Genomic DNA, 17,519 nt, shown 5'->3' on the forward strand with positions numbered 1-17,519 from the left:
CAGTTCGAAGTCCAAAAATTACTCAAGGTTCAGTCATAACCAGAAAGCGGACACAGCTGCACATCTGCGTGAATCCGTATAACTCAATGAGCTATTCTCTCAAAAGTCGATAACTGACAAATCCAGCCGTCTGTGTGTACAACGGCAAAAAACTGGGTATTAATGCTTTCGTGTGATAAATTTATTAGACATGAATGCCTTACGACACTCCAAAAATTGGCTCTCTATCGTGCTGATCCTCGCTATCCTTGGTCATTTTGGCCTAGGTCATCGCGATGCGTCGGCCTTTGTGCTGTGTTTTGGGGTGGATGGCCATGTCGCTGTGGAGCATATCGGGCATGATCATGGCATCGGTCCGGACAAAAACGACCATTTCAGCGATGCAGCCGGTGTCCATTTCACCGGCGGCGATACACCTTGTAACGCCCCATGCACCGACATCTCTCTGGATGGCGATGATCACATCCCATTGTCATTAACGGATTTTGTAAAAATAGCGCTTGATAGCGGGCTTTTGCCGATATTTTTCCTCTTTTCGCTCTTGGCGCTTCATGGCCGATCTTTTATTCGGCAACCGATATTTTTCGATCCACCGTTCACCGATCCCCGGCTGCTCGCCCTGCGCAGCATCGTTTTACTGATTTAGCCCCATCTCCTAGCTGCAACCTACCAGCCAAAATCGCAGGTTTAATGCCTGTGTTTTTTGCTGACGTTATCTCTATGCTACGGAGAAGTTTTCCATGTTCCTGAATTCTATGCGGTCATTTGGCATCGCATTGTGTTGTTTCATCATTGCCGGTCCGGTAGATGCCAATTCGTCTGACGGCACGCTGTCGTCGGCTCAACCGGACTATCAGGTTCCGAGTGATTCCAGTCGGCCCATCGCCGAGGAACCGACCGGCGTCTTGGTTTTATCTCAAGCCCTTGCTTTAGCATTAACCCAGAACCCGGAACTGTCGGCCTTTTCCTGGGAGAGCCGCGCACAGGAAGCCGCCACCCTACAAGCCGGATTGCTCCCTAATCCCACCTTCAACGCTAATGCTTCGAACTTCGGTAATCGGGTTCTTCAGGGCTTCGATGGCGATTCAGTTACCTTGGAACTCAGTCAATTGATCGAGTTGGGCGGTAAGCGTACCGCACGCATCGAAGCCGCCGCGCTGACCAAGCAGCTCGCCGATTGGGATTACGAAGCCAAACGTGCCGATGTGCTTACCCAAGTGACTCAAGCCTTTATTGACGTGTTGGCGGCTCAGCAGCGCTTGGCGCTAACCCAACAAACGCATAATTTGGCGAATCAGACGACCTTAACAACCACTGCACGAGTGCAGGCAGGCAAGGTATCGCCCGTTGAAGAAACCAAGGCCAAAGTTGCTCGCGCTTCGGTGCAAATTGAGCTGATGCGAGCCCAGAAGGAACTGGAAGCCGCCCGCAAGCGTTTAGCCGCTGGCTGGGGTAGCACTACACCGCGTTTTGAGACGGTGAGCGGAAATTTGGAAAACATCCAAATACCCGCGTCCCTGGATTCATTGGCGCAACGCCTCTCCAAAAATCCCGATTTAGCCCGTTGGGCCACCGAAATTACCCAACGTCAGGCACTCATCTCCATGGAAAAGTCCAAAGCCATCCCGGATGTGACCGCGACCGTCGGCGCCACTAAATATCTGATGCCCAATGATTACGCCTTAGTGGTGGGTTTCTCGGTGCCCTTGCCGGTGTTTGATCGCAATCAAGGCCGCATTCAGGAAGCCGAGCATCGGTTGAGCAAAGCGGAACAGGACATGCGTAACACCGAGGTACGTATTACCACCGCATTGAACACCGCTTATCAGGCTTTGGATGCCGCCCATTCCGAAGTGATGACCTTACGCCAAGAGATTCTGCCCGGTGCGCAAAGTGCCTACGACGCGGCCCGCGAAGGTTATCGCTTGGGCAAGTTCGGTTTTCTGGATGTGCTCGACGCGCAGCGCACCCTGTTTAGCGCCAAAAACCAGTATTTAGTGGCCTTGGCCAATTATCACAAGTCCGTGGTTGACGTAGAACGTCTGGTTGGCAGCGGCATGAACGAGACAGTGGCGGACAGCCAACCCGAGGTATCACCATGAACACGATTAACAAAAAACAATGGATCGCTATTACCGCGATTATTGCTGTCGGTCTCCTGCTCAGCCTATTCATTTTGAACATCGACAAGTCGATGCCGGAAGGAGAGGAACACGGCGAAGAAAGCCATGCAACCGCAAAGCCCCATGATGCTGACAGCGATGAGGATCATGAGCACGCCGATGCAACCCAACAGGATCAAGGGCTGCACGGTGGCGCCGTTTACAGTGACGGTGACTTCAAACTGGAAATCGTGCTCAGTGAAGAAGGCGGTGAACCACGCTTCCAGATTTATGCGTTTGATCAGGATAAACCACTGCAACCCACGGCTGTACAACTCACCATGAGGTTGACACGCCCGAGCGGTGAACAACAGCAGATCGAATTCGAGCCCGAAAAGTCGTATTGGCAAAGCATCCAGGCGATTGATGAGCCGCATAGTTTTGCCGCTAATATTACCGCCAGGCACGGCAGCCGGACGTTTGATTTTGTCTTTAGCAAGGAAGAAGGCAAAGTAGCCCTGAGCGACCAGCAAATCACACAAAATGGTATCTCGCTGCAAACTGCCGGCCCAGCCCACATCGTCAGCGCCGTAAAGCTACCCGGTGAAATTCGCTTCAATGAAGACAAAACCTCGCATGTGGTACCGCGTCTGGCCGGTGTCGTCGAGAGCATTTCCGCTAATCTCGGTCAAGCAGTGGAAAAAGGCCAAGTGATTGCTGTGATTGCCAGTACGGCGTTATCGGAACAGCGTAGCGAGTTATTGTCGGCGCAAAAACGTCTGGAACTGGCTCGCACCACCTTTGCGCGGGAAAAACATTTATGGGAGGCGAAAATCTCAGCGGAGCAGGATTATTTGCAAGCCCGGCAAGTGATGCGGGAAATGGAAATTGCCGTTCAAAACGCCCAGCAAAAATTGATCGCACTCGGCGCAAGCCCCACGGTACCGGCCAATAGCGGCAGCCTCAACCGTTATGAAATTCGTGCACCGTTCGACGGCATGGTGGTCGAGAAGCATATTGCTTTGGGCGAAGCGGTCAAGGAAGACGCCAGCATCTTCACCATTTCCGACTTATCAACGGTATGGGCGGAAATTATCGTCTCGGCGAAGGATTTGAATGTGGTCCAGGTTGGCAAGCAAGTCACCATCAAGGCCACGGCATTCGACTCTACCGCATCCGGCACCTTGTCCTACGTAGGCGCATTGATGGGCGAACAAACCCGCACCGCCACGGCACGGGTCACGCTCGATAATCCGCAGATGGCCTGGCGGCCCGGCTTGTTTATCACCGTCGATCTGCCCGCCAAGGAAAGCGACGTTCCGATAGCGGTCGCCAGTGATGCCATTCAGATGGTGAAAAATCAAGCGACGATCTTTATTCGCGTGCCGGGTGGCTTTGTTGCCCAACCGGTTACGACCGGCCTCTCCGATGGCAAAGTCACCGAAATCGCAGCCGGACTGATGCCGGGCACGGAATACGCGGTTAACGGCAGCTTTGTCATTAAATCCGAGCAAGGCAAAAGCAGTGCCGAGCACTCGCATTAATCCCCAGGAGCGCACATCATGTTTGAACGACTGATTCGTTTAGCGATAGAGCAACGCTGGCTGGTGATGCTGGCTGTACTGGGCATGGCGGGCCTCGGTATTTTCAATTACTCGATTCTGCCGATTGATGCCGTGCCGGACATTACCAATGTTCAGGTGCAAATCAATACCACGGCGCCGGGGTATTCGCCGTTGGAAACCGAACAACGCATTACCTACCCCATCGAAACCGTCATGGCCGGCTTGCCTCATCTGGAGCAAACCCGGTCGCTGTCCCGCTACGGTTTGTCGCAAATCACCGTGATTTTCCAGGATGGCACCGACGTCTATTTCGCCCGGCAACTGGTGAATCAACGCATCCAGGAAGCCAAGGATAAATTGCCTGCCGGTATCACGCCAGCGATGGGGCCCATTTCCACCGGCCTGGGCGAGATTTATCTGTGGATTGTCGAGGCTAAGGAAGGCGCCAAGAAGCCGGACGGCTCGCCTTATACCGCTACCGACCTGCGTGAAATCCAGGACTGGATCATCAAGCCGCAACTGCGCAATGTGCCGGGCGTGACCGAAATCAATTCCATCGGCGGCTATGCCAAACAATATCAGGTGGCGCCGAACCCGGAAAAACTCGCATCCTACGGTTTAACTTTACAGGACATCGTCACCGCGCTGGATCGCAATAACAACAATGTCGGGGCCGGCTATATCGAAAAACGGGGCGAACAATACCTGATTCGGGCACCCGGTCAGGTGCATTCGCTAGAGGATATGCGCAACATCATTCTCGGCAATGTGCAGAGCGTGCCGATTCGCATCCGCGATGTCGGCGAGGTGGGCATTGGCCGGGAACTGCGTACCGGCGCCGCCACCGAAAATGGCCATGAGGTTGTGTTGGGAACTGTGTTCATGCTGATTGGCCAAAACAGCCGCGCCGTTTCGCAAGCCGTCGACAAGAAAATGGCGGAAATTAACCGCACGCTGCCGGAAGGCGTGCAGGCGGTTACCGTTTACGACCGGACCGTGCTGGTCGACAAAGCCATCAATACCGTCAAGAACAACTTAATGGAAGGCGCTGTCCTGGTGATCGCGATTCTGTTCCTGTTTCTTGGCAACATCCGCGCGGCTGTCATTACCGCGATGGTGATACCGCTGGCGATGCTGTTCACCTTTACCGGCATGGTGACCTATCAAGTCAGCGCCAACTTGATGAGCTTGGGAGCCCTGGACTTTGGGGTGATCATTGACGGTGCGGTGGTGATCGTCGAAAACTGTGTGCGGCGATTGGCCCATGCCCAGGAACACCGGGGGCGTGCGCTGACCCGCACCGAGCGTTTTGATGAGGTGTTTACCGCCTCCAAAGAAGCCCGTCGGGCGCTGATATTCGGCCAGTTGATCATCATGGTGGTGTATTTGCCGATCTTCGCGTTGACCGGGGTGGAAGGCAAAATGTTTCATCCGATGGCGTTTACGGTGGTGATTGCCTTGGTGGGCGCCATGATACTGTCGGTGACCTTTATACCGGCAGCCGTGGCGCTGTTTATCGGCGATAAAGTGGCCGAAACGGAAAATATGCTGATGCAGACCGCCAAGCGCGTGTATGCGGCTATTTTAAACGGCGTGATGCACAACAAGCCGGTGGTACTCACTTTTGCCCTGGTCGCCGTGATTTTATCGGGACTGCTGGCAACGCGGATGGGCAGCGAGTTTGTGCCCAGCCTGAATGAAGGCGACTTCGCCATTCAGGCGATGCGTATTCCCGGTACCAGTTTGTCGCAGTCGGTCGCCATGCAACAGCAAATAGAAGCGACGCTGAAACAGCAGTTCCCGGAAATCGAGCGGATATTCGCGCGGACCGGCACCGCCGAGATCGCATCCGACCCGATGCCGCCCAATATCTCGGACGGTTACATCATGCTCAAGCCGCGCGAGCAATGGCCGGAACCGGATAAGTCGCGCGACGGCCTGCTGGCCGCAATCCAAACGGCGGCCAACAAACTGCCGGGCAATCTCTACGAGTTTTCACAACCCATCCAGTTACGTTTCAACGAACTGATTTCCGGGGTGCGTAGCGATGTGGCCGTTAAAGTGTTCGGCGATGATATGGATGTCTTGAACGACACCGCGACCGAAATCTCGGCGGTCATGGAAGCGATTCCCGGCGCATCCGAAGTCAAGGTCGAACAAACCACAGGCTTGCCGATGTTGACCGTCAATATCGACCGGGACAAAACCTCGCGCTATGGCCTGAATGTGGGCGACGTACAAGATGCGGTGGCGACCGCTATCGGCGGTACCGAGGCCGGCACCTTGTTTGAGGGCGACCGGCGTTTCGATATTATCGTGCGTCTGCCGGAGAGCCTGCGCAGCAATCTGGATGCCATCAACCGCTTGCCGATCTCACTGCCGCGCGGGCAAAACCGAGACGGACGAACCAGCTATATCCCACTCGCCGAAGTGGCCCACCTGGAAATGGCCCCCGGCCCGAACCAAATCAGCCGCGAAAACGGCAAGCGGCGCATCGTCATTAGCGCCAACGTGCGCGGTCGCGACATCGGTTCCTTTGTCGCCGAGGCCGAACAAAAGCTGCAACAGAAAGTCAAAATCCCATCCGGTTACTGGACTACATGGGGCGGGCAGTTCGAGCAATTGCAATCCGCCACGCATCGATTACAGATCGTGGTGCCGTTGGCGCTGATTTTAGTGTTCACCCTGCTGTTCATGATGTTCGGCAACGCCAAGGACGGTTTGCTGGTGTTTAGCGGCATCCCATTCGCACTGACTGGCGGCTTGGCTGCGCTGTGGCTGCGCGATATTCCGATGTCGATTTCGGCAGCAGTGGGTTTCATTGCCTTGTCGGGCGTGGCGGTACTCAATGGCCTGGTGATGATCGCCTTTATCCGCAGCCTGCGTGAAGAAGGCATGCCGCTGGATAAAGCGATTTTCGAGGGCGCGCTGACCCGGCTTAGACCGGTACTGATGACGGCTTTGGTGGCGTCATTCGGTTTTGTGCCGATGGCACTTGCCACCGGTACCGGCGCTGAAGTCCAGCGTCCCCTGGCCACGGTGGTGATCGGCGGCATTCTGTCGTCGACGGCGTTAACTTTATTGGTATTGCCGATTCTGTATTGGTTCGCCCATCGTCAGGACGAGCACATTACAGTCGAGACGCCTGACGGTGTGGCTATGGCTTTTAATGAGGAATTGAATCATGAGTAACTGCAAGCAAACAGAAAAAACCTGCTGTTGTTCTAGCGAGAAGCAAGATACCACCCAACCGAAGCCATCAAACTCGCCGTGTGGCATGACCTTCAAGGTCGAAGGTCTGGATTGCGCCGAAGAAGTCGCCACCTTGAAAAGTGCGATAGGGCCATTAGTGGGCGGTAGTGACAAGCTGGCCTTCGATGTATTAAACGGGCGCATGACGCTGTTATCTGATGCGGAGCCTGTGACGGAAAAAGCTATCATAAAGGCGGTTGCCGCAACTGGGATGAAAGCAGTTCCTTGGCAACCCGGTCAGACAGAGGCCGATGCCCAGCAACTGCATCGTTCGAAGACCGTTTATACCGTACTCAGCGGTTTGTTTATCGTAGCAGGCATGATCATTCATATCGCCATGGCCGAAGGTTTAGCGAATCTGCAAACCGTTTTCGGCCTGCAAGGCAATGTTGAACTGCAATGGAACGTGGTGACTCGCTATCTGCACAGCTTATTGAATGCTCACGCTCAGTTGGCAATGCCGCTGCCTGAAAAAATAGCCTTTGGCCTAGCCGTGGCTTGCGGTGCTCGGCATGTGATTGTAAAGGCGTTTTATGCCTTGAAACGCTTACGGGCGGATATGAATTTGCTAATGACGATTGCCGTGATTGGTGCCTTATTCATCGATGAGTGGTTCGAAGCGGCCACCGTCAGCTTCCTGTTTTCACTGTCTCTGGCGATTGAAAGCTGGAGTATTGGCCGCGCCCGGCATGCCGTCGAAGCCTTGCTGGATTTAGCGCCATCGACGGTTAGGGTCAAGGATGAAAGCGGACAGGAATGCATAATATCTGCCGCAGAAGTCAGTATAGGCAGCCGCTTCATTCTCGCACCAGGCGATAAAATCCCGCTCGATGGCGAAGTGTTCCGAGGTTCCAGCTCGGTCAATCAGGCGCCGATTACCGGTGAAAGCATGCCGGTTGCCAAGCAAGTGGGTGACGAGGTATTTGCAGGAAGCATTAATGTTGAAGGCACATTGGAAATCCGATCCACCAAGCTGGTTTCGGATACCACCCTGGCGCAGATTACCCGTATGGTGGGCGAAGCCCATGGTAAGCGAGCCGAGGTCGAGCAATGGGTCGAGAAATTTGCGCGTATTTATACCCCGGTCGTGATGCTGGTAGCGTTAGCGATGTGCGTCATTCCGCCCTTATTTTTCGAAGGCGTCTGGGATGAATGGTTTTACCACGCATTAGTTTTGTTGGTCATAGCCTGCCCATGCGCGTTAGTGATTTCGACGCCGGTGAGCATTGTCGCTGCGTTGGCCTGTGCTGCCAGGCAAGGCATTCTGATCAAAGGCGGTACTTATATTGAAGCACCCGCATCCATTCAGGCTTTTGCTTTTGACAAGACCGGCACATTGACCTGCGGTGAACCCATTGTTACCGGTGTCTACCCGTTCAATAGTCATAGTGAAGAAGAGCTAATGTCCCGTGCTGCTGCCCTTGAGGCGCGTAGCAATCATCCGCTGGCAAAAGCCATATTACGTCACACAGAAAAACTCGGTATCCGTGTAGCCAGTGCCGACAATGTGTCGGTGTTGCCCGGTAAAGGTGTTACCGGGCTATTCAATGGCACGGATTACTGGCTGGGATCGCGTCGTTATCTATTGGAACGAAGTCAGGAAATCCCCAAAATCAGTGACAAAGCCATTGCCCTAGAACAGACCGGACAAACCGTGATTGCGATTGGCAATGATCGACACATCTGCGGCTTGATTGCGGTTGCCGATCAACCCCGCGCAGAGATCAAATCGATTTTACAGGCCTTGAGACGGACGGGTGTTAAACACCTGGCCATGTTGACCGGTGACAATCAGGTAACCGCCAATAACATCGCTGCCCAAATCGGTATCGATGAGGTATACGCCGAATTGTTGCCAGCAGATAAAGTGGAAATCGTTGGTCAAATGGTCGAGCAATACGGACAGGTGGCGATGATTGGCGATGGTGTCAACGATGCACCGGCGCTAGGGCGGGCCAATCTGGGCATTGCCATGGGAGTATTAGGTTCGGATGCGGCTATCGAAATAGCCGATATCGCCTTAATGGGCGATGATCTGTCCAAGTTGCCTTGGCTGATCAGGCATTCCAAGCGAACATTATCGATCATTCGGCAGAATATAACCTTTGCGCTGACGATCAAGGCGGTTTTCGCCGTGCTCGCCTTTGCCGGTGTGGCGACCTTGTGGGAAGCCATCGCCGCCGACACGGGGGCGTCACTATTAGTCGTCGCCAATGGCTTACGGCTGCTTCAGCCTAAAAATACTGCGATTTAAAAATCTGAGCCATACAACTAAACAATTTCGGAGATTCCCATGACATTTAAACCACTGATTCCCCTGATTTTGGCTCAATGCTTATTGTCGGCCTGTAGCTTGATGGACCGCCATGCCATGGATGTTGATCTGGACGTACAGCATACGGCATTGGCTAAGCACTTTGAAAAAGAAGCCAACGAATTGCAGGCCAGGATTGAGGAGCATCAAAAATTCCTAAACCAATTCGAGACCAAACGCTATTTGTACGGCAGACATGCCAACGATCTGAAAGCACACAGCCAAGAGGTGATCGATCTTTATCAACAAGCGATTACGGCTAATCGGGATATGGCCGACATGGTTCGCGGAACGGGACATTAATTTTTTATCTGGCATGACCGTCGGAATGGACTGCGAAGCGGTCAGTTGATTAATATTATAGGGAAAGACCGAACTGCCAGGTCACAGGTATTCCTGTAAGCGGCTATTCAGGAAAATTGAGACTTGATCATGGCCGACCATCTAGTGATCGTTGATACATCGGTCAACATCCAAAGGTTGTAGCAAGCTGCGGTTGAGCTATCGTAAAACATCTGTTTTACGACATGTATGCGACCTATGACCAAAATGCCGCTTTAACAACTTTGAAAGTATACGTAAAACACTGTCGTAAAATGATATTATACGGAAACATCAAATTTATGGTTTTCCGTCTATGTTAGTGGGCTATATGCGTGTTTCATCGGAATCGGACCGGCAAAGCACGGATTTGCAACGTGATGCGTTGCTGGCCGCCGGTGTCGATGTTCGCCATCTTTTTGAAGATCGAGCATCAGGGGCCAAGGATGATCGTTCCGGACTGACCAATGCATTGGACTTCGTCCGTCCTGGGGATGTGCTAGTCGTGTGGAAATTGGATAGGCTGGGCCGCTCTTTGTCCCACCTGCTTTCAATTGTCAACACGCTTAAAGAAAAACAGGTTGCATTCCGTTCACTCACTGAGGGCATGGATACCACTACGCCATCAGGCGAACTGTTGTTCCACGTCTTTGGCGCTCTTGCCCAATATGAACGGGCTTTAATCAAAGAGCGCGTTTTAGCGGGTCTGACTGCTGCCAGAAAACGCGGACGAATTGGCGGACGCCCACCCGCCATTATGGGTGAAAAATTAGAAGCGATTATCGCCGCATTGAATAGCGGTATGTCTAAATCGGCAGTCTGCCGTAACTTTGGTGTCAAGCGAACCACACTGATCGAAACGTTGGCTCGCATCGGCTGGCCTGCTTCAAATCCAAATCCATAACGGTGCGATGGACAATAGTAGCGATAAGGATCAGTGGGTACTAACACCCGCCGAACGCTCGCTGGTCATGGCCAAGAATCTAGCAAACCGGTTAGGGTTTGCAATTCTGCTAACGTTCTTCCGCGAACGCGGCAGGTTCCCGCGCGATGAATCCGAAATCGAAACCCAAGGCGTAGCCTTACTCAGTCAGCAACTGGAAGTGCCGATTCCAATAGATGGCGAAGCCATTCCTACTGGCCGCACTGCCGAGCGGCTACGCGCTGAAATTCGAGTCCGTTTCGGTTTCCGGGAAGTCACGGTTGCCGATGGGGAAATGCTGACAGCTTGGCTGCGTGATCATGTTGCCGGTGAAGTCGGCGGCGATATAGACCCGATGGTTGCACGATTGGAAGCACGTTGCAAAGAGCTCTCGATTGAACCGCCTACACCTGATCGAATGGATCGTATTGCACGTAGTGCGCTGCATGCGCATGAAGACCTGTTCCACAATGCAGTCTATGAACGTCTTTCGCCCGAACACCGCGAGAATTTGGATGCCTTGTTACGGTCTGAAAAATTCGGTAGCGAGAATAGTGAGCAAGATGATATTACCGGCAGCGCGTCAGCCCTCTTACTGACGCTGCGTAGCAATCCTGGCCGCCCCAGCCTTGCCAGTATGCAGGATGAACTGGCGAAATTAGCGCTCATCAGGAAAATCGGATTGCCAGCCGATTTATTTGATAAGGTTTCACCGCTTGATTTGGAGCGTTGCCGCAAGCGCGTTTCGGTCGAAGTGCCCCGCGACCTGCGTAGACATCCCGATGCCGCACGCATTACTTGGTTGGCCGCATTCGTTTACTTGCGTGCCCGCAGTTTGACCGATGATCTTGTGGACTTGCTGATCGAAACTATCCACCAGATCGGCGCACGCGCTGAGCGCAAAGTCGAACGGGAATTGTTGGAGGACCTTAAGCGTGTTTCCGGCAAACAAAACCTATTGTTCGAACTGGCTGACGCCACACTGGCCCAGCCAGATGGTGTCGTGCGTGACGTAGTATTTCCCGTGGTCGGAGAACAGACGTTGCGTGATTTGGTAAAAGAGTGGAAAGCAACCGGACCAACTTACCGAATCACACTCCGAACCGTGATCCGTAATTCGTACAAGGGACACTATCGCCGCATGGTGCCTACTTTGCTGGCCGCGCTGGAATTTCGGTGTAACAATGACCTTCACCGTCCGGTGATGGACGCGCTTGAATTGGTAAAACGTTTTGCGGACACCAAAGCTCATACCTTTCCGGTGGATGAAAATGTGCCGCTCGATGGCGTTGTGCGCGGATTATGGCGTGAAGCCGTGATGGATAAGGACGCAGCCGGACGGGATCGCATTAATCGCATCACTTATGAAATTGCGGCGCTGGAAGCGTTACGCGAACGACTGCGCTGTAAGGAAATTTGGGTAGTCGGCGCGAACCGTTACCGCAACCCCGATGAAGACCTACCCACCGACTTCAATGCGAACCGTGAAAACTATTATCAAGCGTTAAATCTGCCGCTCGATGCGGAGCAGTTCATCGCCAACTTACAGGCCGAAATGCGCGAAGCATTAAACGCCTTCGACACTGGCCTGAAAAATAATCCCTTCGTCCGATTAAGCAGCAAGAGCAACGGCTGGATAATATTAACCCCGCTGGACGCACAGCCCGAACCGCCAAATCTGGCAACGCTCAAAGCTGAACTTAACGCCTTGTGGCCTATGACAAGTTTGCTTGATGTGGTGAAGGAAACCGATCTGCGGCTGGGTTTTACAGATGTATTGAAAAGTCCAACCTCTTATGAAACGATGGACCGCTTGGTGTTGCAACCACGCTTATTATTATGTTTGCACGGTCTTGGTACCAATGCGGGTCTACAACGCATGGCCGGACTCGATTCCGGTACAACGGCAAGAGACTTGGCTTATGTACGTCGCCGTTACATTGGTGTTGACGCTATGCGGCGCGCAATTGCCATTGTCGCCGATGGTACGTTGCATGCGCGGAATCCGGCTGTATGGGGTAGCGGTACCACCGCCTGTGCATCGGATTCCAAGCATTTCGGCGCATGGGATCAAAACCTGACTACACAATGGCATGTTCGCTATGGTGGACGAGGCATCATGATTTACTGGCATGTCGAACGCAATTCACTGTGCATCCATTCGCAACTCAAATCGCCATCCTCTTCGGAAGTGGCATCAATGATCGAAGGCGTTATCCATCATTGCACCGAGATGGAAGTTGACCGTCAATATGTCGATTCTCATGGCCAAAGCACGGTTGCGTTTGCCTTCTGCCGATTATTGGGGTTCCAGTTATTACCCAGACTGAAAGCCATTCACTCACAAAAACTAAGTCGGCCAGATGTCGGCATGACTGATGCCTATCCTAATCTGCAAGAAATTTTAACGAAACCTATTGATTGGGATTGCGTGCGGCAGCAATACGATCAGATGGTTAAATACACGACGGCTCTACGCCTTCGTACAGCGGAAACCGAAGCCATCTTAAGGCGTTTTACTCGAAAGAACGTTCAGCATCCGACTTACAAAGCATTTGCAGAACTTGGTAAGGCGGTTAAGACTATATTTCTTTGCCGCTACTTGCATGACGAATCTTTACGCCGGGAAATCCATGAAGGCCTGAATGTGGTTGAACAATGGAATGGTGCAACTGATTTTGTGTTCTTTGCTCGTCGTGGTGAAATGTCAAGCAATCGCAGGGAAGACCACGAGATTAGCATGCTAGCCTTACATCTCATTCAAAACTGCATGGTTTATATCAACACGTTAATGATCCAAAAGGTGTTAGCGCAGCCACACTGGCAGGGCAAGATGACAACACGAGACTACGCCGCGTTAACTCCCCTGATTTGGGAGCATATCAACCCCTATGGGCGATTTGACCTTGATATGAACACCCGGCTTGACTTACCGTAATGGAAATGGCGGCTGGTGACACGACTGCTTGTTTTACCCCATTTATCCGATCCGGAAATTCGGCGCACGATTTTTGCGGTTTACCAGGACTCGGCGGCGACAAATCCGGAAGTAAACCAGTTGCTGGAAAAGTTAAAAGTTGGGTTTTGACGGGAGCGATTAGCTTATCCGCGTCTTGGCTAAGCAATTGTGTTAATTTGCGCGCAAACCAAACCGCCGCCGCTTAGCCGGGCGAACCCAGATTAATCATCGTTCCCACGCTCCGGCACCACCTCTGTTTTAATCACTGGTGTCACTCATTAACAAGCCGGGGGAGCTTAGACACAAAGCCCAAAATACTATCGGATTACTTTGAAAAACAGTTACAGCCGAGTTTCAACAATTTTTCGAATTGGGATGCTGGTAGTGGCTTGCTAAAAAGTCAGCAAAATCTGGTTCCTGAATACCTGCAACTTGTTCACGAAGGGTGTCGGGCACTTCCCAGAGAATCTCGTTTTTTCTTTCTTCTGGCGTTTTCTGCCAAAGCAATTTGGCATCGTCAATAGTTACCCTTTCAACAATCCCACAAGTTACCCAATCATCATAGACACGATCTCGAGAAGCGATAGCCACTTCTCTAAAGTTCAGGATTAATTAAAATGGTCGCTAACTATCCCGATATAACACGGGCAGCAGTGACGGGATAATCAGCCAGTCAATTGAGGGATTTCAAAAACTTCGACCGTCAACAAGTGGCCGAAACTGCGATCTGAGCGGTTGGGCATCGGTGAACCGCTGCAATGACCATGAAACGGTCGCGTAATTCGTGCTCCATCTTGATGGACATTTGAACGTCTTTAGCCATGCCAGCCTCACGGATATTGTTGAATGATGCTGATTATTCATTTATGCGGTGGATTTCCTACCAACCGCCTGTTCGCGACAAGTTCTAACGCAGCTTTGCCTTCAGCAGTTTCTACATATTGACGCACTTTGTCCATAAGTCGATCCCAAACACGCCGCCAAGTCATCTGCTCAAGCAGTTCAACAGAAATTCCCGTGCCATTGGATAGTCGCTGGAGTAGTTCCGGTGTGGGAGCCTGAAATTGTCTCGCTCGGCTATCGGCGACAGGGATACCAAGAGCGCGAAGGCAAAAGAGTTCATAACGAACACCGTAACACTCAGCCAGTCGGCGGACATAGTGTTCTAACGTTTCGGCATCATGAGGTTTCGGATGCAACGGCCAGCGCTTTTGCACTCAACGCAATTCCCGCTCAACCATGCGCCGACGCACGCTAGGAGGATGATAATCAGCGCGCTCAATGACGGCGCAATTAATGCGTTCTTCTCCCTGCAATAGCGCAGCTACCGTGGCACTGTTCAAGAGTGCGGTAATTTCACCAATAGTACCTTCAGATCGCCGCAAAATCAGCTCGCACAGCGGTGCAGTTGCTAAATGTGAGGGTTCACGCAAGGGCAAAACAGTTTCGAAGCTGGCCAGCAGACGTGCTAATTCCTCGCCAGCCTCCCAGAGTGGTAGTAACAGAGGATGAAACCGATTTTCAAGCTGGTCGTCGCTACGAATCGCAAGATAAGCGTCACGGATACCCAGGCAAACGATAGGAATGCGCAGATCGTTGCCAATAAAACGGAGCAGATTCAACAGTTCGCGTTGCCGCCTAGCCGTTGCGCCGAGTAAATTGTGTACCTCGTCAATTATCAGCATGCGGACGCCGACGGTTCGCATCAGTCGTAATGTCAAGGCCTCACGCACGTCGTGCCGACCATAAAAGCCAACTGGCGTACCCAGTGTAGCCTGCAATGCGGTGTGTAGTCGGTTAGCGGTTGCCTCGGCTGGCATTTGTAGCATGAGGACCGGAATGACCTCGTGTTCACCGTCCTCTGACATCCGCTGGGGATGCGCGCGATGAAACTTTTCGGCAATCATGGTTTTGCCGTTGTTGCTTGGGCCTACTATAAGGATGTTTTTCGGACGCAGTTTGCCAGGCTCGTCGGAAAGTAACGCTTCAAGTTGTAACAATGCTTGGTGGGCACAGGTGTAGCCGATCCATCGCTCGATTCGAAGGCGAGCTAGACGCTCTGCACTGGGTAACATGGCCAGTGAGCGCGCTTCTGGACCTAAATGGCTAAGGCTTACCATGCTTCGATGTCATCAAACGGGCGTACTGGACCAATATCAACTGTCGACGTGGTATTCTCAATTTGAGATGACTCCCTCTCTAGCTTCGAACCCAATTGGCGGCGCGTCCGGTTGCGGCGGGCTGTGCGCGTAAGCGTCTCGGCCTTACGCTCAATCTCACGCATTTCATCAATGGCGGCGAACAAACTGGCTTCGTCGACCGCAGTGCGTCGCTGTTCACGCAGACGTTTTCGCGCTAGTTTGTGCTCCCATAGGCTGATAGCCGGTCGAGACAACATGCGATACGGTACTTCCAGGTAGACATTATGCTCTTCATCAAGCACGAAAATTCGTGACAAATCGCGGGGATCGCGGCGAATCAGCAAAGGAGTTGGCTGATTGCGCAACTGTATCCATGGACGTAGCGCATTGCTGTAGTAGGCTATTTTTGTCCATCCCCTCGAAAAGGTAAAAATTAGAGAACACTTATATAGATCGTCCATCACCTTGACGAAGGGCTAGGCGTAACTCTTGCTAAAGGCAAGCCATGACCACGTAACACCGGCTTGGCGATTGATTAGCTGGGCAGACTGTACTTCGATGTTTAGAGTGTTGCGCAGACCTTCCCGTTCGGCAAGCAGGATTGTTTCGTCGACCGATACCTGGAACATTCTCCGATTTTCTGGAACAGGCCCATGCCGAAGCGACATGAGCAGAACACCATCTGCCTTGAGCAATGCGGCGACGTTGGGCATTGCCTTATGACGTTCTTGCTGGGCTAGGTGCATCCATACCGCAGTCAAGAGTACAAGGTCGAAACTTTGTCCAAGGGAAATTAGCTTTCGTAAATCGGGAAGGCTATCGGCAACCCACTCGATCAGCGGCGATGGGTGAATCGCTTTCGCAGAATCTCGAAGGCGATCCGTTGGCTCAACGGCGAGCACCCGATGTCCCGCCGCCGCGAACCAAGCAGCATCAGCTCCTGTGCCCGCACCGATGTCTAAAACATCGCTTGTCTTTTCTGGCATCAAGTGAAAGACAGACTCGTATTTCTCGGCAAACGAAACGCTCTCGTACCGTGCGATTAGAGAATCGGCGCTCTCGGTATACCCTTCAGTTCCGGCGATGACCATTAGCCTTACAAGCCACTCTGAACCGTATTGTTATAAATTTAATAGACCATAGCATGATCTATCAGCAAACGATTATCATGTTCGACAAACACCGCCTCGGCAACGTGCTCATCTGTCGAATTGGAGCAATATTGTTTCCAGACCACGGCTATCGAATGCTTACGTCTAAACAGGGCGACAAACTCTCGTTTTCCGAATAATCCCCACCTTGCCTGGTAGTCCTTGCACATGCATTGAAGATTTTCCGGGGTGACAATGGCTTTCATCCTATCTGTAAAGTCACGAGTATGCTTAGCATGATTAATTTCAGTGGAACCTTCCATCATATTATCCATGATGGGGGTTATCTCATTGAATATTTCCTCGTCTGACTTTTCCAGAAGATTCATACTTATTTACTTTAGCCGTCAATTAGTAATAAAGACACATCACAGCTTGCCATGACCGAAAACCAATTGTCGTAATTCCTCAAAACATATTTTTTGCTGTGAGGAACGGTACACTGTGAACAGTCTTGATGAATTTTATCTCCAAAAACACCCTGATGCCCAAATTTTGAGTTTACTTCACAGTAACTGAAAACAGTTTTATCGTCGATTTTCTCTATGCCATCAGAATTGAATCGAAATAATGGACATGCACAAAGATAACAGTTTAGATTCTCCACATCGTGGCATTTTTTCCTGTCAGCGTAACGTTCGCAAAAGTCAGATTCAGATTTCACCATATTATCGAAGTCAAAATAATCGACAATATCTTCTTTACTTAAACATTTAGCTTGTAGTTTTTCAACTATAGCTTTGTGTTTATTTCCATGTTCTGTAAACCAAGTTCTGTAGCTCATTTGATGTT

The 17,519-nt window shown here is 51.8% G+C and carries 15 protein-coding genes; 8 read left to right on the plus strand and 7 right to left on the minus strand.

Annotated features, from left to right (window positions below; all coding sequences use genetic code 11):
* Window positions 1-190 precede the first annotated feature (190 nt).
* The 8 genes from IVG45_RS00245 to IVG45_RS00280 all read left to right on the plus strand — a co-directional run bounded on the left by IVG45_RS00245 (window position 191) and on the right by IVG45_RS00280 (window position 13,414).
* Window positions 191-646 (plus strand): hypothetical protein, encoded by a 456-nt coding sequence (locus IVG45_RS00245; RefSeq protein WP_196433919.1) that lies wholly within the window; start codon window positions 191-193, stop codon window positions 644-646.
* A gap of 94 nt (window positions 647-740) precedes the next feature.
* Window positions 741-2,102: a TolC family protein gene (locus IVG45_RS00250; RefSeq protein ID WP_196433920.1), complete on the plus strand. Its 1,362-nt coding sequence runs from the start codon at window positions 741-743 to the stop codon at window positions 2,100-2,102.
* A complete protein-coding gene (locus tag IVG45_RS00255; RefSeq protein WP_196433921.1) occupies window positions 2,099-3,646 on the plus strand; it encodes an efflux RND transporter periplasmic adaptor subunit in 1,548 nt (515 codons plus the stop codon). Before IVG45_RS00250 ends, IVG45_RS00255 begins: the two co-directional genes overlap by 4 nt.
* Window positions 3,647-3,664: 18 nt before the next feature.
* Window positions 3,665-6,859, plus strand: coding sequence for a CusA/CzcA family heavy metal efflux RND transporter (locus IVG45_RS00260; RefSeq protein ID WP_196433922.1), 3,195 nt, complete (start codon window positions 3,665-3,667; stop codon window positions 6,857-6,859).
* Window positions 6,852-9,173: a heavy metal translocating P-type ATPase gene (locus IVG45_RS00265; RefSeq protein WP_196433840.1), complete on the plus strand. Its 2,322-nt coding sequence runs from the start codon at window positions 6,852-6,854 to the stop codon at window positions 9,171-9,173. Before IVG45_RS00260 ends, IVG45_RS00265 begins: the two co-directional genes overlap by 8 nt.
* Before the next feature lie 39 nt (window positions 9,174-9,212).
* Complete coding sequence (locus IVG45_RS00270; protein WP_196433841.1) at window positions 9,213-9,536, plus strand: hypothetical protein; 324 nt, start codon at window positions 9,213-9,215, stop codon at window positions 9,534-9,536.
* A 334-nt stretch (window positions 9,537-9,870) separates the two neighbouring features.
* Window positions 9,871-10,458, plus strand: a complete 588-nt coding sequence (locus IVG45_RS00275; RefSeq protein WP_196433842.1) for a recombinase family protein — start codon at window positions 9,871-9,873, stop codon at window positions 10,456-10,458.
* 7 nt (window positions 10,459-10,465) lie between these two features.
* Complete coding sequence (locus IVG45_RS00280) at window positions 10,466-13,414, plus strand: Tn3 family transposase (protein WP_196433843.1); 2,949 nt, start codon at window positions 10,466-10,468, stop codon at window positions 13,412-13,414.
* A gap of 375 nt (window positions 13,415-13,789) precedes the next feature.
* Here IVG45_RS00280 and IVG45_RS00285 read toward each other — a convergent pair whose 3' ends face one another.
* From IVG45_RS00285 to IVG45_RS00315, 7 genes are all read right to left on the minus strand, one after another.
* Window positions 13,790-14,026 carry a hypothetical protein gene (locus IVG45_RS00285; RefSeq protein WP_152429037.1) on the minus strand — a complete coding sequence of 79 codons (237 nt, stop codon included), beginning with the start codon at window positions 14,024-14,026 and terminating at the stop codon, window positions 13,790-13,792.
* Window positions 14,027-14,295: 269 nt separating this feature from the next.
* Entirely contained in the window at window positions 14,296-14,652 is a 357-nt protein-coding gene (locus tag IVG45_RS22925; protein WP_020485767.1) for a TniQ family protein, read from the minus strand.
* A complete protein-coding gene (locus IVG45_RS00295) occupies window positions 14,653-15,555 on the minus strand; it encodes a TniB family NTP-binding protein (protein WP_026147273.1) in 903 nt (300 codons plus the stop codon).
* The gene (locus IVG45_RS00300) at window positions 15,549-16,037 is read right to left on the minus strand and encodes a Mu transposase C-terminal domain-containing protein (RefSeq protein WP_230874541.1); all 489 of its coding nucleotides are present in this window, start codon (window positions 16,035-16,037) and stop codon (window positions 15,549-15,551) included. Before IVG45_RS00300 ends, IVG45_RS00295 begins: the two co-directional genes overlap by 7 nt.
* A gap of 15 nt (window positions 16,038-16,052) precedes the next feature.
* A complete protein-coding gene (locus tag IVG45_RS00305) occupies window positions 16,053-16,667 on the minus strand; it encodes a class I SAM-dependent methyltransferase (protein WP_196433844.1) in 615 nt (204 codons plus the stop codon).
* A 38-nt stretch (window positions 16,668-16,705) separates the two neighbouring features.
* Window positions 16,706-17,056 carry a hypothetical protein gene (locus tag IVG45_RS00310; RefSeq protein ID WP_196433845.1) on the minus strand — a complete coding sequence of 117 codons (351 nt, stop codon included), beginning with the start codon at window positions 17,054-17,056 and terminating at the stop codon, window positions 16,706-16,708.
* Between the two features lie 11 nt (window positions 17,057-17,067).
* Window positions 17,068-17,511: a hypothetical protein gene (locus IVG45_RS00315; protein WP_196433846.1), complete on the minus strand. Its 444-nt coding sequence runs from the start codon at window positions 17,509-17,511 to the stop codon at window positions 17,068-17,070.
* Window positions 17,512-17,519: the final 8 nt, after the last annotated feature.

Source organism: Methylomonas sp. LL1 (genome assembly GCF_015711015.1).
Taxonomy (GTDB): domain Bacteria; phylum Pseudomonadota; class Gammaproteobacteria; order Methylococcales; family Methylomonadaceae; genus Methylomonas.

What these genes read in the sequence shown, in the direction of transcription:
- IVG45_RS00305 (WP_196433844.1), bottom strand. Translation starts at nt 16,667, where the DNA reads ATGGTCATCGCCGGAACTGAAGGGTATACCGAGAGCGCCGATTCTCTA.
- IVG45_RS00280 (WP_196433843.1), top strand. Translation starts at nt 10,466, where the DNA reads ATGGACAATAGTAGCGATAAGGATCAGTGGGTACTAACACCCGCCGAA.
- IVG45_RS00255 (WP_196433921.1), top strand. Translation starts at nt 2,099, where the DNA reads ATGAACACGATTAACAAAAAACAATGGATCGCTATTACCGCGATTATT.
- IVG45_RS00245 (WP_196433919.1), top strand. Translation starts at nt 191, where the DNA reads ATGAATGCCTTACGACACTCCAAAAATTGGCTCTCTATCGTGCTGATC.
- IVG45_RS00315 (WP_196433846.1), bottom strand. Translation starts at nt 17,511, where the DNA reads ATGAGCTACAGAACTTGGTTTACAGAACATGGAAATAAACACAAAGCT.
- IVG45_RS00300 (WP_230874541.1), bottom strand. Translation starts at nt 16,037, where the DNA reads ATGGACGATCTATATAAGTGTTCTCTAATTTTTACCTTTTCGAGGGGA.
- IVG45_RS00265 (WP_196433840.1), top strand. Translation starts at nt 6,852, where the DNA reads ATGAGTAACTGCAAGCAAACAGAAAAAACCTGCTGTTGTTCTAGCGAG.
- IVG45_RS00270 (WP_196433841.1), top strand. Translation starts at nt 9,213, where the DNA reads ATGACATTTAAACCACTGATTCCCCTGATTTTGGCTCAATGCTTATTG.
- IVG45_RS00275 (WP_196433842.1), top strand. Translation starts at nt 9,871, where the DNA reads ATGTTAGTGGGCTATATGCGTGTTTCATCGGAATCGGACCGGCAAAGC.
- IVG45_RS00295 (WP_026147273.1), bottom strand. Translation starts at nt 15,555, where the DNA reads ATGGTAAGCCTTAGCCATTTAGGTCCAGAAGCGCGCTCACTGGCCATG.
- IVG45_RS00260 (WP_196433922.1), top strand. Translation starts at nt 3,665, where the DNA reads ATGTTTGAACGACTGATTCGTTTAGCGATAGAGCAACGCTGGCTGGTG.
- IVG45_RS00250 (WP_196433920.1), top strand. Translation starts at nt 741, where the DNA reads ATGTTCCTGAATTCTATGCGGTCATTTGGCATCGCATTGTGTTGTTTC.
- IVG45_RS00310 (WP_196433845.1), bottom strand. Translation starts at nt 17,056, where the DNA reads ATGAATCTTCTGGAAAAGTCAGACGAGGAAATATTCAATGAGATAACC.